The sequence below is a fragment of the Streptomyces sp. AP-93 genome (genome assembly GCF_022808175.1).
Classification (GTDB): Bacteria; Actinomycetota; Actinomycetes; order Streptomycetales; family Streptomycetaceae; genus Streptomyces.
This window is the reverse complement of the sequence record NZ_JALGBX010000011.1, coordinates 159,556-180,087: the sequence shown is the minus strand read 5'-3', so window position 1 is coordinate 180,087 and position 20,532 is coordinate 159,556. Positions and strand designations below refer to the sequence as shown.

At 71.8% G+C, this 20,532-nt stretch carries 14 protein-coding genes; 7 read left to right on the top strand and 7 right to left on the bottom strand.

Annotated features, from left to right (window positions below):
- Nucleotides 1-177: 177 nt before the first annotated feature.
- Nucleotides 178-1,764: a DHA2 family efflux MFS transporter permease subunit gene (locus MTF69_RS20050; protein ID WP_279345987.1), complete on the bottom strand. Its 1,587-nt coding sequence runs from the start codon at nucleotides 1,762-1,764 to the stop codon at nucleotides 178-180.
- Nucleotides 1,765-2,229: 465 nt separating this feature from the next.
- On the opposite strand from MTF69_RS20050, the gene MTF69_RS20040 reads away from it, so the two are divergent.
- Nucleotides 2,230-2,382: a hypothetical protein gene (locus MTF69_RS20040; RefSeq protein ID WP_243336385.1), complete on the top strand. Its 153-nt coding sequence runs from the start codon at nucleotides 2,230-2,232 to the stop codon at nucleotides 2,380-2,382.
- A 13-nt stretch (nucleotides 2,383-2,395) separates the two neighbouring features.
- Here the strand turns inward: MTF69_RS20040 and glgP are convergent, their stop codons facing one another.
- A complete protein-coding gene (gene glgP / locus MTF69_RS20035) occupies nucleotides 2,396-5,041 on the bottom strand; it encodes an alpha-glucan family phosphorylase (protein ID WP_243336289.1) in 2,646 nt (881 codons plus the stop codon).
- Between the two features lie 177 nt (nucleotides 5,042-5,218).
- Nucleotides 5,219-5,725: a hypothetical protein gene (locus MTF69_RS20030; protein ID WP_243336288.1), complete on the bottom strand. Its 507-nt coding sequence runs from the start codon at nucleotides 5,723-5,725 to the stop codon at nucleotides 5,219-5,221.
- Nucleotides 5,726-6,050: 325 nt separating this feature from the next.
- Here MTF69_RS20030 and MTF69_RS20025 point away from each other — a divergent pair, with 325 nt between their 5' ends.
- The 4 genes from MTF69_RS20025 (at nucleotide 6,051) to glgB (ending at nucleotide 13,705) form a co-directional block, all read left to right on the top strand.
- Nucleotides 6,051-8,045, top strand: a complete 1,995-nt coding sequence (locus MTF69_RS20025; RefSeq protein WP_243336287.1) for an alpha-1,4-glucan--maltose-1-phosphate maltosyltransferase — start codon at nucleotides 6,051-6,053, stop codon at nucleotides 8,043-8,045.
- The gene (gene treS / locus MTF69_RS20020; RefSeq protein ID WP_243336286.1) at nucleotides 8,042-9,754 is read left to right on the top strand and encodes a maltose alpha-D-glucosyltransferase; all 1,713 of its coding nucleotides are present in this window, start codon (nucleotides 8,042-8,044) and stop codon (nucleotides 9,752-9,754) included. The genes MTF69_RS20025 and treS overlap by 4 nt, the downstream gene beginning before the upstream one ends.
- Before the next feature lie 181 nt (nucleotides 9,755-9,935).
- On the top strand, nucleotides 9,936-11,384 hold the full coding sequence (locus tag MTF69_RS20015; RefSeq protein ID WP_243336285.1) for a phosphotransferase: 1,449 nt from the start codon (nucleotides 9,936-9,938) through the stop codon (nucleotides 11,382-11,384).
- Entirely contained in the window at nucleotides 11,381-13,705 is a 2,325-nt protein-coding gene (gene glgB, locus MTF69_RS20010) for a 1,4-alpha-glucan branching enzyme (protein WP_243336284.1), read from the top strand. The genes MTF69_RS20015 and glgB overlap by 4 nt, the downstream gene beginning before the upstream one ends.
- Here the strand turns inward: glgB and MTF69_RS20005 are convergent.
- The 3 genes from MTF69_RS20005 to MTF69_RS19995 form a co-directional block, all read right to left on the bottom strand.
- The gene (locus MTF69_RS20005) at nucleotides 13,683-14,039 is read right to left on the bottom strand and encodes a co-chaperone YbbN (RefSeq protein ID WP_279345986.1); all 357 of its coding nucleotides are present in this window, start codon (nucleotides 14,037-14,039) and stop codon (nucleotides 13,683-13,685) included. The genes glgB and MTF69_RS20005 overlap by 23 nt on opposite strands.
- 27 nt (nucleotides 14,040-14,066) lie before the next feature.
- The gene (locus MTF69_RS20000; RefSeq protein ID WP_243336283.1) at nucleotides 14,067-14,444 is read right to left on the bottom strand and encodes a MerR family transcriptional regulator; all 378 of its coding nucleotides are present in this window, start codon (nucleotides 14,442-14,444) and stop codon (nucleotides 14,067-14,069) included.
- Nucleotides 14,445-14,557: 113 nt separating this feature from the next.
- Nucleotides 14,558-15,787, bottom strand: coding sequence for a transposase (locus MTF69_RS19995; protein WP_243336282.1), 1,230 nt, complete (start codon nucleotides 15,785-15,787; stop codon nucleotides 14,558-14,560).
- Nucleotides 15,788-16,190: 403 nt separating this feature from the next.
- Here MTF69_RS19995 and MTF69_RS19990 point away from each other — a divergent pair, with 403 nt between their 5' ends.
- Complete coding sequence (locus MTF69_RS19990; protein ID WP_243336281.1) at nucleotides 16,191-16,814, top strand: helix-turn-helix domain-containing protein; 624 nt, start codon at nucleotides 16,191-16,193, stop codon at nucleotides 16,812-16,814.
- Nucleotides 16,815-17,084: 270 nt separating this feature from the next.
- On the opposite strand, the gene MTF69_RS19985 is transcribed toward MTF69_RS19990, so the two are convergent.
- The gene (locus MTF69_RS19985; RefSeq protein ID WP_243336280.1) at nucleotides 17,085-18,110 is read right to left on the bottom strand and encodes an ATP-dependent 6-phosphofructokinase; all 1,026 of its coding nucleotides are present in this window, start codon (nucleotides 18,108-18,110) and stop codon (nucleotides 17,085-17,087) included.
- Between the two features lie 309 nt (nucleotides 18,111-18,419).
- Here MTF69_RS19985 and pta point away from each other — a divergent pair, with 309 nt between their 5' ends.
- On the top strand, nucleotides 18,420-20,501 hold the full coding sequence (gene pta, locus MTF69_RS19980) for a phosphate acetyltransferase (protein WP_243336279.1): 2,082 nt from the start codon (nucleotides 18,420-18,422) through the stop codon (nucleotides 20,499-20,501).
- Nucleotides 20,502-20,532 lie beyond the last annotated feature (31 nt).

The following is a 20,532-nucleotide window of genomic DNA, read 5'->3' as shown; positions in this document are numbered from 1 at the left end:
CAGAAACGATTCTTCACGGCAGTCCGTTCGAAGGTTCACCCTCACGGTCCCCCGGTCTCCGCACACCCGTGCGACCCGGATCCGCGGGGGATCCGGGTCGCACGAGGTGGTCTACGAGGCCTCGCGCGCAGCCCCGTGGACCCGCCGGGGCGGCCCGCACGGAGCTCGGACGGTGACTCAGAGGGCGGCGCGGTCACCGGGCCGGGCGACCGGGCCGGCGACTGGGCCGGCGGCCTGGCCCGGTACCGGACCCGGGACCGGCACCGGACCCGGCACCTGACCCGGCACCGCGGGGCCCGCCGCAGCGGTGGCGGCCGGCCGACGGACCAGCACCACCAGGATCAGCGCCCCCACCAGCCCCATCGCCCCCGCGACCCAGAAGGTGTCGCGCAGCCCGCTCGCGAAGGCCGCCTCCACCCAGGACCCGGCCCCCGGAACGGTGTCCAGCAGCCGCGCCGCCCCGCCTCCGGCCAGCGCCGTGGCCGTGCCGTGCGGCTGCCCGGAGCCGGCGAGGCCGTCGGCCAGCCCGGCGTGGAACACCGCGCCGAGCACCGCGATGCCCAGGGCCATGCCGAGCTGTCGCGCGGTGTTCAGCGCACCGCCCGCCATGCCCGCCCGGGCCGGGGGCACGGCGCCCATCGCGGCGGCGGCCAGGGCCGGGGAGATCAGTCCGACGCCCACACCGGCGACGGCCAGGCCCGGCACCAGCGCCGTCCAGCCGTCGCCCGCGTCCAGCATCCAGCCCTGGAGCAGCGCGCCGGCCGCGATGAGGAGCAGCCCGCCGCCGATGGTGATCCGGTGCGAAGCCCCGTGCAGGAGCTTGCCGGAGGCCGCGGAGACGAGGAAGCCGGCCAGGCTCATCGGCGCCAGGGCCAGTCCGGCGCCGACCGGGCCCATGCCCTCGGCGGTCTGCAGCCACAGGGAGACGTACATCAGGTACCCGAAGGCGGCGCCGGACATCAGCAGCGAGGCGGTCATCACGGCGAGGAAGACCGGACTACGGAAGAGCGAGAGGTCCAGCATCGGCCGGGAGCCGCGCAGTTCGACGAGGACGAAGGCGGCGAAGGAGGCCGCGCCCAGGGCGAACAGGCCGAGGGTGCCGGCGGAGGTCCAGCCGTTCTCGCCGCCGCGGATGAGGGCGTAGGTGACGGTCGCGGCGCCGGCGGTGAAGGTGGCCATGCCGGGCAGGTCCAGGCCCTTGGCGTGCGGGTCGCGGGACTCGGTGACGGCCTTGAGGGTGACGTACACGGCGAGGGCGCAGACCGGGAGGTTGACGAAGAAGATCCAGCGCCAGCCGAACTGCTCGGTGAGCAGCCCGCCGAGGAGGGGACCGGCCGCGGCGGCCGCTCCGTTGACCGCGCCCCAGACGCCGAAGGCGACGCCCCGGTCGCGGCCCTGGTAGGTGGAGCTGAGCAGGGCCATGGTGGTGGCGAACATCGCGGCGCCGCCGACGCCCTGGACCGCGCGGAAGGCGATCAGCGCGGCGGGGCCCTGGGCCAGGCCGCAGGCGAGCGAGGCGGCGGCGAAGAGGGCGAGCCCGCCGAGGTAGACGCGGCGCCGGCCGATCCGGTCGGCGAGCGATCCGGCGCCGAGCAGCAGGGCGGCCAGGGCGAGGGCGTAGCCGTCCATCACCCACTGGAGCCCGGAGAAGCCGGTGCGCATGTCGGGGGCCATGTCGGGCAGGGCGACGGTCACGATCGTAACGTCGACCAGGAGCATGAAGGCTCCGAGACACACCGCCGTCAACGGCAGCCATTTGCGCATGGGTTACTCCTGGAGATGTCCGAGGGCAGGGGCGGGGCAGGGCAGGGATGGAACGACGGTGGGCAGGGGGCCCGGGGGCAGGGGGCACGATCGACGGCCGGGCTCCCTTCAGCCATCCGGCCGAGGTGCTGGAGGTCTGCGACCAGACCGTCGTACGGCGCTGCCGGCGGCTGCGGACCACCGGCCTGATCCGGGTCGTCGGGCTGCCGCTGGGGAGCCGCGTCGGACTGTTCGAGTCCTGGCTGCGGGTGCGGTGCGCCCCCGACGCCGCGCTCCCGGTGGCCGAGGCGCTCGCCCGCCGCCCGGACATCGCGTGGGTGACCCTGGGCTCGGGCGGTACCGAGATCCACTGCATGACCCGGGCCCGTACCCGCCAGGACCGGGACGCCCTGCTGCTGGAGAAGCTGCCGCGGACCCGCCGGGTGACCGGCGTCGCTCTTCGGCTACGAGGCGGAGGCGACGGTCGTGCTCTCCGTCCCGCCCGCCCGGCTGACCGAGCGGATCGGCGCGGTGGACGGTGTGGGGCAGGTGGAGGTGATCCCGGCGCTGCGCCGCGTCAAGCGGGCCGGGATGCTGGTGGAGGACGGGCGGCTGGTGGATCCGCCGCCCGCCCCCTGAACGGCCGGGGCCGTCAGCGCAGTACGACGCCGCCTCCCGTGTCCGTGCCCGTGCCCGTGGCGGGGCTTGCGACCAGGCCCAGTTCGGCCGGGGTCGCCAGCAGCGGGTGCGCCGGCATGATCCGTACGGTGTAGCCGAAGGGTCCCGTACGGTCGAGGGCGAGCGGGCCCTCGTACAGCCAGCGGCCCTCCAGGTCGGGTCCGCCGGCGGGCTTGAGCGGGAAGGCCCGCCCGTCCCGGATGACGTCCTGCGCGTCGACCCTGCCCGCGACGGCCTGTACCTCGACGTCCTCGGGGGCCAGGGCGTCGAGGGAGACCTGCACGCGCAGGGTGAGGGTGGCCCCGAGTTCGGCGGTGCCGCCGACCGGGCCCGCGGTCAGGGCCTCCACGTGTTCGACGGTGAGCTGCGGCCAGGCCGCGCGGACGCGCCCCTTCCACCAGGCGAGGTCCCGCGCCGCGTCCGGGGTCAGGGCGCGGTGGGAGTGCGCGGCCGGAGCGTAGAGCCGCTCCACGTACTCCCGCACCATGCGCCCCGCGAGCACCTTGGGCCCCAGGGAGACGAGGGTGCGCCGGACCATCTCGATCCACCGCACGGGGAGTCCGGCCTGTCCGGCCCGGTCGTAGAACCGGGGGGCGACCCGGCCCTCGATCAGGTCGTAGAGGGCGTTCGCCTCCAGGTCGTCGCGGCGGTCCTCGTCCGCGCCGAGTCCGTCGGCGGTCGGGATGGCCCAGCCGAAGTCCGGCTCGAACCATTCGTCCCACCAGCCGTCCAGGACGGACAGGTTGAGGCAGCCGTTGAGCGCCGCCTTCATCCCGCTGGTGCCGCAGGCCTCCAGCGGGCGCAGCGGGTTGTTCAGCCAGACGTCGCAGCCCGGGTAGAGCTTCTGGGCCATGGCCATGCCGTAGTCGGGCAGGAACACGATCCGGTGGCGCACGCGGGGGTCGTCCGCGAACCTCACCAGTTCCTGGACGAGCCGCTTGCCGCCGTCGTCGGCCGGGTGCGCCTTGCCCGCGACGACGATCTGCACGGGCCGGTCCGGGTCCAGCAGCAGGCGGCGCAGCCGGTCGGGGTCGCGCAGCATCAGCGTGAGCCGCTTGTAGGACGGCACCCGGCGGGCGAACCCGATGGTCAGCACGTCCGGGTCGAGTACGGAGTCCACCCAGCCCAGCTCGGCGGCGGCGGCCCCGCGCTGGCGCCAGGAGGCGCGCAGGCGGTCCCGTACCTCTTGTACGAGCTGCTCCCGGAGCACCCGGCGCAGGTCCCAGACGTCCTGGTCGGGGATGTCGGCGACGGCGTCCCAGCGCTGCGAGCCGCCGACGGAGAGCGCGTCCTCGGTGCGGCCGGCGCCGATCTGCTTCGCGCCGAGCCTCACGACTTCGGGCGCCACCCAGGTCGGGGCGTGCACGCCGTTGGTCACCGAGGTGATGGGCACGTCGGCGGGGTCGAAGCCCGGCCACAGCCCGGCGAACATCTCGCGGCTGACGGCGCCGTGCAGGGTGGAGACCCCGTTGGCCCGCTGGGCGAGGCGCAGGCCCATCACGGCCATGTTGAACACCCCGGGGTCGCCGCCGGGGTAGGTCTCGGCGCCGAGGGCCAGGATCCGGTCGACGGGTACGCCGGCCAGTTCGCCGCCGTCGCCGAAGTGGCGGGCGACCAGGGCCCGGTCGAAGCGGTCGATGCCGGCGGGGACGGGGGTGTGCGTGGTGAACACGGTGCCGGCCCGGACGGCTTCGACGGCGGCGTCGAAGCCGAGTCCCTGCCGTCCCTCCAGTTCCCTTATGCGCTCGAGTCCCAGGAACCCGGCGTGGCCCTCGTTGGTGTGGAAGACCTCGGGGCCGGGATGCCCGGTGATCCGGCAGTAGGCGCGCACCGCCCGGACCCCGCCGATGCCGAGGAGCATCTCCTGCAGGAGCCGGTGGTCGCTGCCTCCCCCGTACAGCCGGTCGGTCACCTCGCGGGCGACGGCGTCGTTGTCCTCGACGTCGGAGTCGAGGAGCAGCAGCGGCACCCGGCCGACGCGGGCCTGCCAGACATGCGCGTGCAGGGCCCGGCCGCCGGGCAGGCTCAGAGACACCCGCGCGGGTGTCCCGTCCTCCTCGCGCACCAGCGAGAGGGGCAGTTCGTTGGGGTCGAGCACCGGATAGTGCTCCTGCTGCCAGCCGTCCCGGGAGAGGGACTGGCGGAAGTACCCGTGCCGGTAGAGGAGTCCGACGCCGATGAGGGGGACGCCGAGGTCGCTGGCGGCCTTGAGGTGGTCCCCGGCGAGGATCCCGAGCCCGCCGGAGTACTGGGGCAGGGCGGCGGTGATCCCGAACTCGGGCGAGAAGTAGGCGATGCCGGCGGGCAGCTCCGCGGCCGCCTCGTGGCTCTGGTACCACCTCCCGCCGTGGACGTAGTCATCGAGGTCGGCGGCGGCGACGGCGAGCCGCCGCAGGAACCGCCGGTCCCCGGCGAGCTCGGCGATCCGCGCGGCGGACACGGCGCCGAGCAGCCTGACGGGATCCCCGCCGGCGGCTTGCCAGCCCTCGGGATCGACGGATTGGAAGAGTTCACGGGTCTCGGCGTGCCAGGACCAGCGCAGGTTGCGCGCGAGGTCGGCGAGCGGCGAGAGGGTCTCGGGGAGGACGGGGCGCACGGTGAATCGACGGATAGCCTTCACGCGTTCCACCTTCGCAGGGGATTACGGATCGGAGCGGCCGCACCACGCTGTGCACCGCGAGCGTCACCCCCGGAAGGCTAGCGGCGACCGCCCCGCCCGGCCATGGCGCCTCCAGCGCGCCTCCACCGGGCGCCGGCGCCGACTGCTCGCGCGGCCCGGTCCGTTGGCACCCCGGGGTCACGTGGGGCCCGGCCCCGCGTCCACGTTCCATTGCGGCGGGAGTTCGCTGTCGCAGAAGACGCACACGAACCAGTCGTCGCGGACCACGTTGCACTCGCCGCAGGAGCTGCACCGGCGGAAGACCACCGCGTGGGTGAAGGCCGCCGGGTGGCGGATGTCCGCCCGGTCCAGGGCCGCGGCGACGGCCGGCCAGGCCGTCAGGTCGGGGCAGTAGCCGGTGGACAGGTTGCTCACCTCCACGGCCGTCCAGCCGGTCGCCGGATCCCGCGTGAAGCTGATCTCGCCCGCCGCGCGGACGGGGGCGCCGCCCGCGCAGGCGACGTGCTCGCTGCGGCGCGGGGCGATGCGGAGCACGCCCGAGGCGTCCACCACGTACGTGTGCGGCTCGCCCGGGTCGCCCTCCAGGTCCGCCGCCGTGCGTACGGCCCGCCCGCGCGCTTCGGGCCGTACGGCTTCGGCCAGTTCCGGCGGTCCCGTGTAGCGGAACAGTGGAGAGGTGGACATCCGGTAGTCCCATCCGAGTTGACGGAGCATGAGTGGGTGTCGGGCCGGGTTGTCCGGGCAGGCGTTCCACTACGTACGAGTAGTTAACCGAACACACGGCATGGGCGGGGCTGGAGTGGGAAGGGCTCCCCGGGTACGCGCACGGCGCACCCTCCCCCCGACCTCTCCCGCCACCCGAGTGAACGCGGACAGGAGCGGCCATGCCCGCAGCCCAGCCGTCTTCCGAGCAGCTAGAAACAGAGCGAACAGAGCGTGCACTACCAGCCGCCATGCCGGCTGGCCTGTTGTCACCGAGCCCTGCGAACTGCCCCCAGGTGATCCCATCATGATCGGTCGCATTCCCGTGCTGGACGTCCGCCCCGCCGTCGACTGCGGCGTCAGACCCGCCAAGGCGGTCGTGGACGAGGTCTTCGAGATTTCCGCCACCGTGTTCCGCGAGGGACACGACGCCGTGGCGGCCCATGTCGTGCTCCGAGATCCGAGCGGGCGGCTGCGGCCCCCCGTGTCCCTGTCCGAGCTCGCTCCCGGCACCGACCGGTGGGGGGCGCGGGTGTCCGCCGAGGTCGAGGGGAGGTGGACGTACACCGTCGAGGCGTGGAGCGACCCGGTGGGCACCTGGCGGGCCCACGCGGCGGTGAAGATCCCGGCCGGGATCGACACCGGGCTCACCCTCCTGGAGGGCGCCCAGCTCTACGAGCGGGCCGCCGCGAAGATTCCCAAGCGGGACGGCCGCGAGCACGTGCTCGCCGCCGCGGACGTGATGCGCGACGAGGACCGGCCCGTCGCCGAGCGGTACGCGGCCGCCCTCGGACCGCGGATCGACGCGCTGCTCGCGAAGCGCCCGCTCCGGGAGCTGGTGACGGCGTCCAAGCCGCTGCCGCTGCTGATCGAGCGCAAGCGGGCCCTCTTCGGTTCCTGGTACGAGATGTTCCCCCGGTCGGAGGGAGCCGTGCTGGAGCCCGGCGAGGCTCCCGTCAGCGGGACGTTCCGGACCGCCGCCGAGCGGCTTCCCGCCATCGCCGCGATGGGCTTCGACGTGGTGTACCTGCCGCCGATCCACCCGATCGGGAGCACGTACCGCAAGGGTCCGAACAACACGCTGTCCGCAGGGAGTTGGGATCCGGGCGTGCCCTGGGCCATCGGCTCCACCGAGGGCGGCCACGACGCGGTCCACCCCGAGCTCGGGACCCTGGAGGACTTCGACGCCTTCGTCGCCAAGGCCCGCGAGCTGCGCATCGAGGTGGCGCTCGACTTCGCCCTGCAGTGTTCCCCGGACCACCCGTGGGTGGAGAAGCACCCGGAGTGGTTCCGCCACCGCGCCGACGGGACGATCGCCTACGCGGAGAACCCGCCGAAGAAGTACCAGGACATCGTCCCCATCCACTTCGACGCCGACATGGCCGGCATCGTCGGGGAGACGGTGCGGATCCTGCGGCACTGGATGGAGCACGGCGTCCGGATCTTCCGGGTCGACAACCCGCACACCAAGCCGGTGGTGTTCTGGCAGAAGGTGATCGCGGACATCAACAAGTCCGACCCGGACGTCATCTTCCTCGCCGAGGCCTTCACCCGCCCCGCGATGATGCGGGCGCTGGCCGCCGTCGGCTTCCAGCAGTCCTACACGTACTTCACCTGGCGCAACACCAAGGCCGAGCTGACCGAGTACCTGACGGAGCTCGCGGACACCCGCTCCGCCTCCGTCATGCGGCCGAATTTCTTCGTCAACACCCCCGACATCCTGCACGCATACCTTCAGCACGGCGGCCGCCCCGCCTTCGAGATCCGCGCGGTCCTCGCCGCCACGCTCTCCCCCACCTGGGGGGTCTACGCCGGTTACGAGCTCTGCGAGAACACCCCGGTCAAGGAGGGCAGCGAGGAGTACCTGAACTCCGAGAAGTACGAGCTGCGCCCGCGCGACTGGGCCGCCGCCGACCGCGAGGGCCGCACGATCGCCCCGCTGATCACCTCCCTGAACCGGCTGCGCCGGCGCAACCCGGCACTCCAGCAGCTCCGCGACATCCATTTCCACCCGACCGACAACGAACAGGTGATCGCCTATTCGAAGCACGCGGGGAGCAATTCCGTACTGGTGGTCGTCAACCTCGATCCGCACCACACCCAGGAGGCGACGGTCTCGTTGGACATGCCGGTACTCGGCCTCGACTGGCACGGGTCCCTCGCGGTGCGCGACGAGCTCACCGGCGAGACCTATCACTGGGGCAGGGCGAATTACGTGCGCCTAGAGCCGGGCCGAACGCCCGCGCACGTACTTGCCGCTCTGCGACCGTCCCCGCCCACCGGAGGGTCACCCATCTCATGATGATCAACGATCCCGTCCCCGATACCTTCGAGGACACCCCCGCCAAGGACCGCGACCCCGACTGGTTCAAGCGGGCGGTCTTCTACGAGGTCCTCGTACGGTCCTTCCACGACAGCAACGGCGACGGCGTCGGTGACCTCAAGGGGCTCACCGCCAAACTGGACTACCTCCAGTGGCTCGGCGTCGACTGCCTGTGGCTCCCGCCGTTCTTCGCCTCACCCCTGCGCGACGGGGGCTACGACGTCGCCGACTACACCTCCGTGCTGCCCGAATTCGGCGACCTCGCCGACTTCGTGGAGTTCGTGGACGCGGCGCACACCCGCGGCATGCGGGTGATCATCGACTTCGTCATGAACCACACGAGCGATCAGCACGAGTGGTTCCAGCAGTCCCGCAAGGACCCGGACGGGCCCTACGGCGACTACTACATGTGGGCCGACAACGACAAGCAGTTCCAGGACGCCCGCATCATCTTCGTCGACACCGAAACCTCGAACTGGACGTACGACCCGGTCCGCAAGCAGTACTACTGGCACCGGTTCTTCTCCCACCAGCCGGACCTCAACTACGAGAACCCGGCCGTGGTCGAGGAGATCGTCTCCGCGCTGCGCTTCTGGCTCGACCTCGGGATCGACGGCTTCCGCCTCGACGCCGTGCCCTACCTGTACGCCGAGGAGGGCACCAACTGCGAGAACCTGCCGCGCACGCACACCCTCCTCAAGGCGGTCCGCGCCGAGATCGACGCGCACTACCCGGACACCGTGCTGCTCGCCGAGGCCAACCAGTGGCCCGAGGACGTCGTCGACTACTTCGGGGACTTCCAGAAAGGCGGAGACGAGTGCCACATGGCCTTCCACTTCCCCGTCATGCCGCGCATCTTCATGGCCGTACGAAGAGAGTCCCGCTACCCGGTCTCCGAAATCCTGGCGAAGACCCCGGCGATCCCGGACCGCTGCCAGTGGGGCATCTTCCTGCGCAACCACGACGAGCTGACGCTCGAAATGGTCACGGACGAAGAGCGCGACTACATGTACGCCGAGTACGCCAAGGACCCGCGGATGCGGGCCAACATCGGCATCCGGCGCCGGCTCGCCCCCCTGCTGGACAACGACCGCAACCAGATGGAGCTGTTCACCGCCCTGCTGCTGTCGCTGCCCGGTTCGCCGGTGCTGTACTACGGCGACGAGATCGGCATGGGCGACAACATCTGGCTCGGTGACCGCGACGGCGTGCGCACGCCGATGCAGTGGACCCCGGACCGCAACGCCGGTTTCTCCTCGTGCGATCCGGGCAGGCTGAACCTGCCGGTCATCATGGACCCGGTCCACGGGTACCAGGTGACCAATGTCGAAGCGGCGATGGCCTCACCGTCTTCGCTGCTGCACTGGACCCGCCGGATGATCGAGGTCCGCAAGGCCAACCCGGCCTTCGGACTCGGCTCGTACACCGAACTGCCCTCGACGAACCCGGCGGTGCTCGCCTTCCTCCGTGAGGCCCCCTCAGAAGAGGGAGAAGCAGACGACCTGGTGCTGTGCGTGCACAACTTCTCGCGCTTCGCGCAGCCCACCGAGCTGGACCTGCGGTCGTTCAACGGGCGGGTCCCGGTGGAACTCACCGGCGACGTCCGCTTCCCGCCGATCGGCGAATGGCCGTACCTGCTGACCCTGGCGGGCCACGGCTTCTACTGGTTCCGCCTGCGCTCGGAGTGACGTTCCGCTCGCAGTGACGACGCACGAGCCGCACGAGGTGCACGAGGGCGGGCGAATGGGTCAATCGCCCGCCCCTGTACGGACCTTTCTGACCCGACACTCGCTCACACCGGAGAAGCACACACCGCGATCCGGGACACTCTGCGCATTCTTTGACGGCCCGGGGAAAGGACGCGACGCCATGTCGGAGGCTGCATCCGCCCGGGATCGGCTCACCGCCGACCGGGCCGCCGGGCCCGGGCTCGGCCCGCTGGAGCCCATGCTGCGGGCCTGGCTGCCCGCGCAGCGCTGGTTCGCGGGCAAGGGCCGCGCCATCGGGCGGCTCAGGACCATCTCGGCGGCCGAACTGCTCCCGCCCGGGTCCGCCCCCGGGCTGCTGCACCTGCTGCTGGACGTGGACGGGGACTGCTACCAGCTCCTGCTCGGCATCCGCCCGAGCCCGCTGCCGCCGGCCCTCGCGCCCGCGCTGATCGGCCGCGCCGAGCAGGGCCCGTACGCCGGCCAGTCGGTCTACGAGGGGCTGGGCGATCCGCGGCTCGCCTCGCTGCTGCTGGAGCGGCTGCGCTCCCCCGGCACCCTGGGCCCGCTGCGCTTCGACCGGGATCCGGCCGCCGTGATCCCCGAGGCACCCACCCCCCGGCCACTGTCCGCGGAGCAGACCAACTCCTCGCTGATCTACGGGGATTCGTACATCCTGAAGGTCTTCAGACGGGTCGGCCCCGGGGTCAATCCCGACCTGGAGCTGCCCCGGGCGCTGGCCGCGGCCGGCTGCGCCCGGGTGCCCGCGCCTGTCGCCTGGTACGAGGCCGAGCTGCCCGGCTCCGAACCGCTGACCCTGGGCGTGCTCCAGCCGTACCTGCGCGGCTCCGACGACGGCTGGCAGCTCGCGCTGCACCGGCTGCGCGCCGGCGCCGACTTCACCGCCGAGGCGCACGCGCTGGGCCGGGCCACCGCCGAGGTGCACAGCGCGCTGGCCGGGGCCCTGCCCACCGTCGCGCTGGACCCGGAGCAGACGGCCCGGCTGGCCGCCGGGATGACGGCCCGGCTCGCCGCCACCGCCCGCGAGGTACCGGCCCTGCGGCCCTACGAGGCGGGGCTGCGCGGGGCCTTCGACGCGCTGGCCGCCTCCCGCGGGACCGGGGTGCCCGCCCAGCGGATCCACGGGGACCTGCACCTGGGCCAGACCCTGCGCACCGCCGACGGCAGCTGGGCACTGATCGACTTCGAGGGCGAGCCGGCCCGTCCGCTGGCCGACCGGCGCCGCCCCGAACCGGCGGTCCGTGACATCGCCGGGATACTGCGCTCCTTCGACTACGCGGCCCGCTCGCACCGGCCGTTCGCCCCCGCCTGGGCGGACGACTGCCGGGCCGCCTTCTGCGAGGGCTACGCCCGCACGACCGGCCGGGACCCGCGCGAGGACCCCGTACTGCTGCGCGCCTACGAGACCGACAAGGCGGTGTACGAGGCCCGCTACGAGTCCCGGCACCGGCCCGACTGGCTGCACGTGCCGATGGCGGCGATCCGGCGGCTGTCCGAGCCGCAGCGTCCCCCCTCCCACCGCACGCATCCCCCCGTCCCCGGATCCACCACCCCCCACCACCCGAAGCCCCCGAGGAGGCCGCTCGCGTGAGCGCCGCACGACAGCCGTCACCGACCGTCCGCGACGAAGCCAAGACCGCCGTCGGCGATGCCGCCGGCACCTCCGCCGAACCGAGCGTGAAGAAGCCCCGGGCCCCCAGGGCCCGGCGGGCCGCCCCGGCGCGCGGGGTCCGGCCGGTGCCGGCGCTGGGCGCCGAGGAGCGGGCCCGGCTGCTGGAGGGCCGCCACCACGATCCGCACGGGGTACTCGGGGCCCGTACCCAGCGGGGCGGGGTGTCCTTCCGGGTGCTGCGTCCGCACGCGAAGGCGGTCACCATCGTCGCCAAGGGGCTGCGGGCCGAGCTCCTGGACGAGGGCGACGGGCTGTTCGCCGGGCTGCTGCCGCTGACCGGGGTGCCGGACTACCGGCTGCTGGTGACGTACGACAGCGACGAGGTGGAGGTCCACGACCCCTACCGGTTCCTGCCCGCGCTCGGCGAGCTCGACCTGCACCTGATCGGCGAGGGCCGGCACGAGGAGCTGTGGACGGCGCTCGGCTCGGAGCCGATGGAGCACCAGGGCGTGGCGGGCACCCGGTTCACGGTGTGGGCGCCGAACGCGCAGGGCGTGCGGGTCAGCGGGGACTTCTCGTACTGGGACTCGGTCGCCTACCCGATGCGCTCGCTCGGGGCGACCGGCGTGTGGGAGCTGTTCCTGCCCGGCGTCGGCGAGGGCGCCCTGTACAAGTACGACATCACCCGCCCGGACGGCTCGCACACCCTGCGCGCCGACCCGATGGCGAAGCACGCCGAGGTCCCGCCGGCCAACGCCTCGGTGGTGACGGCCTCCTCCTACCTCTGGCAGGACGCGGAGTGGATGGGCAAGCGCGGGGAGCGCCCGCCTCACCAGGCCCCCTTCTCGGTGTACGAGCTGCACCTGGCGTCCTGGCGGCCGGGGCTCTCCTACCGGCAGCTGGCCGAGCAGCTGCCCGCGTACGTGACGGAGCTCGGCTTCACCCACGTGGAGTTCATGCCGGTCGCCGAGCACCCCTTCGGCGGCTCCTGGGGCTATCAGGTCACCGGGTTCTACGCGCCGACCTCCCGGATGGGCACCCCGGACGACTTCCGCTTCCTGGTGGACTCGCTGCACCGGGCCGGGATCGGGGTGATCGTCGACTGGGTGCCGGCGCACTTCCCGCGCGACGACTGGGCGCTCGCCGAGTTCGACGGGCGGCCGCTGTACGAGCACCCCGATCCGCGGCGGGCCGCGCACCCGGACTGGGGGACGCTGGAGTTCGACTACGGGCGCCGGGAGGTGCGGAACTTCCTCGTCGCCAACGCCGTGTACTGGTGCCAGGAGTTCCACGTGGACGGGCTGCGCGTGGACGCGGTGGCCTCGATGCTCTACCTCGACTACTCGCGCAGCGAGGGCGAGTGGACGCCCAACGAGCACGGCGGGCGGGACAACCCGGACGCGGTGGCGATGCTCCAGGAGATGAACGCCACCGTCTACCGGCGCTGCCCGGGCGTGGTGACGATCGCCGAGGAGTCCACGGCGTGGCCGGGCGTCACGCAGCCGACCGACGCGGGCGGGCTCGGCTTCGGCCTGAAGTGGAACATGGGCTGGATGCACGACACGCTGCGCTACGCGTCGAAGGACCCGGTGCACCGCAAGTACCACCACCACGACATGACCTTCGGAATGATCTACGCGTTCAGCGAGAACTACGTGCTGCCCATCTCGCACGACGAGGTGGTGCACGGCAAGCGGTCGCTGGTGTCGAAGATGCCCGGGGACTGGTGGCAGCAGCGGGCCATACACCGCGCGTACCTGGGCTTCATGTGGGCCCACCCGGGCAAGCAGCTGCTCTTCATGGGGCAGGAGTTCGCCCAGGGCTCGGAGTGGTCCGAGACGTACGGCCCGGACTGGTGGCTGCTGGACTCCTCGTACGCGGCGGCCGGTGACCACCGGGGCGTACGCAGCCTCGTGGGCGACCTGAACCGCACCTACCGGGCGGCTCCGGCCCTGTGGGAGCGGGACACGGTGCCCGAGGGGTTCGCGTGGGTGGAGGCGGACGCGGCGGAGGACAACGTCTTCGCCTTCCTGCGCTTCGCCCAGGACGGCTCGCAGCTGCTGTGCGTCTCCAACTTCTCTCCGGTGGTCCGGCACGCGTACCGGATCGGTGTCCCGGAGGAGGTCCCGCTGTGGCGGGAGGTGTTCAACACCGACCAGCAGCTCTACGGCGGCAGCGGCGTCCACCACACCCAGCCGCTGCGCCCCGAAACGGTACCCGCGCAGGGCCGTGCGGCAAGCCTGCGCCTGACCCTCCCGCCCTTGGCGACCCTCTGGCTCAGCCCGACGCCGCGGCGGTAGCCCCGAGCACCCCTTCCAGCTCCTGGAGGAGCCTGCGCTTGGCGCGGGCTCCGACCAGCTGCAGGACGGGTTCGCCGTCGCGGAAGACGAGCAGGGTCGGCATGGACAGCACCCCGTGGCGCACGACCGTGCCGGGGTTGGTGTCCGCGTCGATCTGGACGACCTTGAGGCGGTCGGCCTCTTCCGCGGCGACGGCGGACAGGACGGGTGCGAGCTGGCGGCAGGGGCCGCACCAGTCGGCGGTGAACTCCACCAGGACGGGCCGGCCGCGCTCGGCGAGCACCTCCCGCTCGAAGTCCGCGTCGGTCACTTCGGCCACACCGTGGGCCTTCATCGTGTTTCCCCTCTCGTCCGGACCGGGTCAGCCGGTCATCTCACATCTGGGCTGTGCCGCTTCGGCTTCGGCGAGCTGGCCCGCCACCTGGTCGCGTACGTCGCCGAGGCGGCCGATCAGGCCGTCCAGCTCGGTGAGCTTGCGCCGGTAGACGGCCAGCGAGGCCGGGCAGGAGTCGCCGGACGGGTGCCCGGCGCGCAGGCATTCCACGAACGGGCGGGTCTCCTCCAGGTCGAAGCCGAAGTCCTGGAGCGTGCGGATCTGGCGCAGCAGCCGCAGGTCTTCCTCGTCGTAGGTGCGGTAGCCGTTGCCGTCGCGCCGCGCGGGCAGCAGTCCCCGCGACTCGTAGTACCTGAGCGTCCGGGTGCTGGTGCCCGCACGCTCGGCCAGTTCGCCGATTCGCATGGCCCCGACGGTAATCCTTGACGCCGACGTCAAGGCAAGGAGATCCCTTGAATCCTCCCCTCCCTGAAGGGAGGGGATTCCTCACCCTCCAGGGCTGATCGGGGATTTCTGGCTCAGGCAGCCACTTGGGGCAGCACCCCAGGTGGTCTTACGCCCTCAGCACCAGCCGGGTTGAGACCAGCCCGGACCAGCATGACGCGAGCGGAGTTCTTGTCCCTGGGGGACACGGCTCCGCACACGGTGCAGGCATACGTTCGTTCGGAGAGGGGTAGTGCGTGCTTGGTTCTCGCTCCGCACTGCGCGCAGTCCATGGTGGTGTGCGCGGGGTGTACCAGGTACACGGTCCGCCCGTGCTTTCGGCCCATCTCGACCAGCGCCGTCTTCGTCGCGGAGATCGCCGCGTCGGCCGCCTTGCGGGCCATGGTGGACTTGGCGAGGAACTTCGGCCGGAAGTCCTCCACCGCCAGAGCATCATGGTCGCGGACCACGCGCTTGGCCCACTTGCGGCCGGTGTCCTGACGCTGCCGGGCCACCTTCTTGTGCAGCTTCGCCGCCAGCTTCTTCGCCCGCTGGTAGCCCTTCGACCCGGGCTTGCCCTTTGGCGGCTTACGGCGGGCCATCATTCGCTGATAGCGGGCGAGCCTGACGGCGGCCGTCTTGCCGTGCGCGGAGTGCGGGAGATCGTGGTCGTCGGATGTGGTGGTCGCCGTCTCCTTCACACCCCAGTCGATCCCGATCACCGCGCCCGTCTCCGGGAGCGGCTGCACCTCGGCGGGAACGACGAAGGAGCAGTACCAATGCCCGACGCTGTCCTGACAGACACGCACGCTGGACGGGTCGGCAGGAAGGTCCCGCGACCACACCACCGTCAGGGCGATTCCGCCCGCCAGGTGCAGCTTCCCGCCCTTGAGACGGAAGCCGTTGCGGTTGTAGTTCATCGAGGGGCGCGTTTCGCGCTTCTTCTTCCACTTGGGCATCCCCGCCCGCTGCCGCATCGGCAGACGGTCCTTGATGTCCTTCTGCGCCTTCGCCCGGGACTTCCCGAAATCCCGGATCAACTGCTGCTGCGGAACGCTTGAGCCCTCACGAAGCCAGGTGTTCGTCTTGCGGGCCTCGGTCAGCATCTTGTCGAGCTGCCCCGGACCACACGTCCGCTTGTCCACACCATCGGGTCGACGCTTGTTCCAAAGGTGCGTCTGCTTCGACTTCGCGCAGCACTCGTTCCAGATCCACCGGCACCGGTCCCACTCCGCAAGGAGCAGGCCCAGAGCGGTGGACGACACACGCAGACGAAAGGTCCACCGGGCGTACCCGGCATCCCCCGCGATCGGTGTCACTGCCATCCCAACAACCTATCCCCGACTACTGACAACAGCCGAAAGGGCAGGTCAGAACAGATGCGAACCGAACTCCGGCGCTCCGCACCTCCGACCCAAGGGCCCATTCCTCCCCGGCCTGAAGGCCGGGGCACCCTGGGAGAAGTCCCGTGAGGGGATCGTGCACGGGGCTATCGCTGCCGCGGCCGGAAACGTACGCTGGGAAGTGGATCACCGATCGCCCCGATTACCGGACAGTCGCAGAGAAAACCGACGAAAGCCCTTAACTCCATAGGACGTTCCTACGAGTTATGGGCTTGTTTGATTGGTCTGTAGTCGCCGCGCCTCGGCCACTCCTACGGTGTGCCATGTGCACTCCAGCCCCCCTTTCAATGCCCCCGCCGCGCGTCGTCTCCGCGCTGCCCTGGGCATGGCTCCCGGTCATGTCGCCTATGGCCTGCGCGCCCAGTACGGACTGCTCGTCACTCCCGAGACCGTGATGGCGTGGGAGCGTGGCGAGATTTCGCCCACCTCCCCCGAAGTCACCGCCCTGGCCGGCGTGCTCTGGTGTTCCCCCGGCGAGCTGCTCGCGGAGCCCGTCACCCTGCGGGAACACCGCATCTCCCGGGGCCTGGCCGCCGAAGACCTGGCCCGCCGGGTCGGGGTGGAGGCGGGCGCGTACCAGAAGATGGAGGACACCGGCCGCTGGAAGGGCAACGAGCGGCAGTCCGCCGCGCTGGCGACGGCTCTGGGGCTGACGCTGGCCCAGTTCGTGACGGCGACCGGCAAACACGAGGAGCTGGCCGAGCTGCTGCGCAGCGCGGTGACCACGCGCTGGCAGGCGTACGTGAAGCCGCTGGCCAAGCTGCTTCCGGTGCCCAAGGCGCACCTGGAGCGGGTGATCGAGCAGCTGCACGGCGAGTACCAGTCGCGGATGGTGGCGACCCTGAGCTGGGGCGGCGGGCAGGGCGAGGCCGGCAGCGGCGACTCGGGACGCGAGTACCTGAGCGACATCGTGGAGCGGTTCTGGTACCTCGCGGGGGGTGCGTCGTAGGACACATTTCGCCCGTGGGCTCCCTGCCGGAAAGGCCCCGACCGCGTCCGGACGAGGACGCGGTCGGGGCCTTTCGGCGCTCGAAGTCGGGGCGGGGGTCCCGCCCCGGGGGCCGGTCGGCGGCGGCCCCGTCACCCCGACGGCGGAGTCGTCGGATCACCACGCGGGGAGGGGGCCGAACGAGGTGCGGCCCGCCCCCTGTCCCGGTGGGGACGCGGACGGGCCTTTCGGCGGCCGGATCGGTGACCAAGGTCCCGGCCGCCGGGACGGTCAGAAGACGGACTCGGCCTCGTACATGCGGTCCTCGGGGACGGTCTTGAGCTCGGTGACGGCGTCGGCCAGCGGGGCCATGACGATGTCGGTGCCGCGCAGGGCGGTCATGTTGCCGAAGTCGCCGCGGTGGACGCCCTCGACCGCGTGCCAGCCGAAGCGGGTCGCCAGGACGCGGTCGTAGGCGGTGGGGGTGCCGCCGCGCTGGACGTGGCCGAGGATGACCGGGCGGGCTTCCTTGCCCAGGCGCCGCTCCAGCTCGACGGCGAGGCGGTTGCCGATGCCGGCGAAGCGCTCGTGACCGTACTGGTCGATCGCGCCCTTCTCGTACGGCATGGAGCCCTCGCCGGGGTGCGCGCCTTCGGCCACGCAGATGACGGCGAACTTCTTACCGCGGGCGAATCGTTCCTCCACCATCTTGACCAGGGCGTCCACCTCGAAGGGGCGCTCCGGCAGGCAGATTCCGTGGGCGCCGCCGGCCATGCCGGACTCCAGGGCGATCCAGCCCGCGTGCCGGCCCATGACCTCGACGACCATGACGCGCTGGTGCGATTCGGCGGTGGTCTTGAGGCGGTCGATGGCCTCCGTGGCGACCATGACGGCGGTGTCGAAGCCGAAGGTGCGGTCGGTGGAGGAGATGTCGTTGTCGATGGTCTTCGGCACGCCGACGACCGGCATTCCGGCGTCCGACAGCATCCGGGCGGCCGTCAGGGTGCCCTCGCCGCCGATCGGGATCAGGGCGTCGATGCCGTAGCGCTTGGCCAGTTCGACGGCGTTCTCGGCCGCTTCGTGGAGGCGGGCGCGCTCCATGCGGGCCGATCCGAGGATCGTGCCGCCGCGGGCGAGGATACCGCTGACCGCGTTGATGTCGAGGGGGCGGAAGTTGCCGTCGAGGAGGCCCTTGAAGCCGTCTTCGAAGCCGATGACCTCGTCCCCGTGCCCGACCACGGCACGGTGTACGACCGACCGGATGACAGCGTTCAGGCCCGGACAGTCGCCGCCTGCGGTGAGAACTCCGATACGCATCGTGCTGTGTCTCCTGCTCCTGGTCGTACCTGGCCGGTCGCGTGCGGGCGTCCGGCCGACGGGACATATGGGGTGCCATATGAGGTGCCCTTTGAAGGGCGTATGTGGTGAAGCCTGTCCGATTGTTCCACGGGCCCCGGGGGGAGCGCGCTCCGTGGCACTCCGTCCGGAGGGGGCCCACAGGGCCTTTCGGCCCCCTCCGGCAGGCCCTTCTCCCGGCGGGCGACCCAAGGAATCCCAGGGGTATTGTCAAGAGGTCAAGCCCATATTTACTGGGACAACCGAGTCGAATTGGGACGGAGAGCACGCGTGACGCGCAGCGTGTACGTGACGGGTATCGAGCGGGGGGACGGCCGCCAGGTCGTCGAGCTGGGCATCATGGAGCTCCTGACCCGCCAGACCGGCCGGGTGGGCGTGTACCGCCCCCTGCTGCACGACGGGCCCGACCGGCTCTTCGACCTGCTCAAGGGTCGGTACCGGATCGACCAGGACGCCGCGACGGCCTACGGCATGGAGTACCACGAGGCCTCCGCCATCCTGGCCGAGAAGGGCACCGACGAGCTGGTCTCCCAGCTCGTGGGCCGCTACCAGAAGGTGGCGCGCGACTACGAGGTCATGCTGGTCCTCGGCACCGACTACGCCGACACCAACCTCCCGGACGAGCTGGCGCTCAACGCCCGCCTCGCCAACGAGCTGGGCGCGCTGGTCATCCCCGTCGTGGGCGGCACCAAGCACCCGGCCGAGGCCGTGCGCGCCGAGACCCGCAACGCCTACCGCGCGTACGAGGCCCTGGGCTGCCACGTCGGCGCGATGGTCGTCAACCGGGTGGCCGCCGAGGACCGCGAGGTGATAGCCGAGCGCCTGGCCGCCAGACTCCCCGTGCCCTGCTACGTCCTGCCGGACGACAAGCACCTGTCCGCCCCGACGGTCGCCCAGATCACCCGGGCGCTCGGCGGCGAGGTGCTCCTCGGCGACGAGGCCGGACTGGCCCGCGACGCCCTGGACTTCGTCTTCGGCGGCGCCATGCTGCCGAACTTCCTTAACGCCCTGACCCCCGGCTGCCTGGTCGTCACCCCCGGGGACCGCTCGGACCTGGTCATCGGCGCGCTCGCCGCGCACACCTCCGGCACCCCGCCGATCGCCGGTGTGCTGCTGACGCTGAACGAGCGCCCGGGCAAGGACATCCTGACGCTGGCCTCCAAGCTGGCTCCGGGCACCCCGGTGGTCTCGGTGGCGGGCAACAGCTTCCCGACGGCCGCCGAACTCTTCGCGCTGCAGAGCCGGCTGAACTCCGCGACCCCGCGCAAGCTGGAGACCGCGCTCGGCCTGTTCGAGCGCCACGTGGACACCGCCAAGCTGCGCGAGGTGCTCTCGGTGGCCCGCTCCGAGCGGGTCACGCCGATGATGTTCGAGAACCAGCTGCTGGAGCAGGCCCGCGCCGAGCGCCGCCGCGTGGTCCTGCCCGAGGGCACCGAGGAGCGCGTGCTGCGCGCCGCGGACGTGGTGCTGCGCCGCGGGGTCTGCGACCTCACCCTGCTGGGCGAGGAGCAGGCGATCCTGAAGAAGGCCGCCGACCTGGGCATCGACATCTCGGCCGCCCAGCTCATCGACCCGGCGACCTCCCCGCTGCGGGAACGATTCGCCGAGTACTACGCCAAGGCCCGTGCCCACAAGGGCATGACGGTCGAGCTGGCCCACGACGTGGTCACCGACGTCAACTACTTCGGCACCCTGATGGTCCAGGAGGGCCTCGCCGACGGCATGGTCTCCGGCTCGGTGCACTCCACCGCCGCCACCATCCGCCCGGCCTTCGAGATCATCAAGACCAAGCCCGACGCGTCCATCGTCTCCTCGGTCTTCTTCATGTGCCTGGCCGACAAGGTCCTCGCCTACGGCGACTGCGCCGTGAACCCGGACCCCAACGCCGAGCAGCTCGCCGACATCGCCGTCCAGTCGGCCACCACCGCCGCCGCGTTCGGCCTGGAGCCGCGGATCGCGATGCTCTCGTACTCCACCGGCACCTCCGGCTCGGGCGCGGACGTGGACAAGGTCCGCAAGGCCACCGAGATCGTCCGCGAGCAGCGCCCCGACCTGCTGATCGAGGGTCCGATCCAGTACGACGCCGCCGTGGAGCCCTCGGTCGCCGCGACCAAGCTGCCCGAGTCCGAGGTGGCCGGCCGCGCGACGGTGCTGATCTTCCCCGACCTCAACACCGGCAACAACACGTACAAGGCCGTGCAGCGCTCGGCCGGCGCCGTGGCGGTCGGTCCGGTCCTGCAGGGTCTGCGCAAGCCCGTCAACGACCTCTCGCGCGGCGCCCTGGTCCAGGACATCGTCACGACCGTGGCCATCACCGCGATCCAGGCGCAGTCCCGGCCCGTGGCCGGCTGAGCCCTCCCCCACCGAGCCCTCCGGGCCCCGA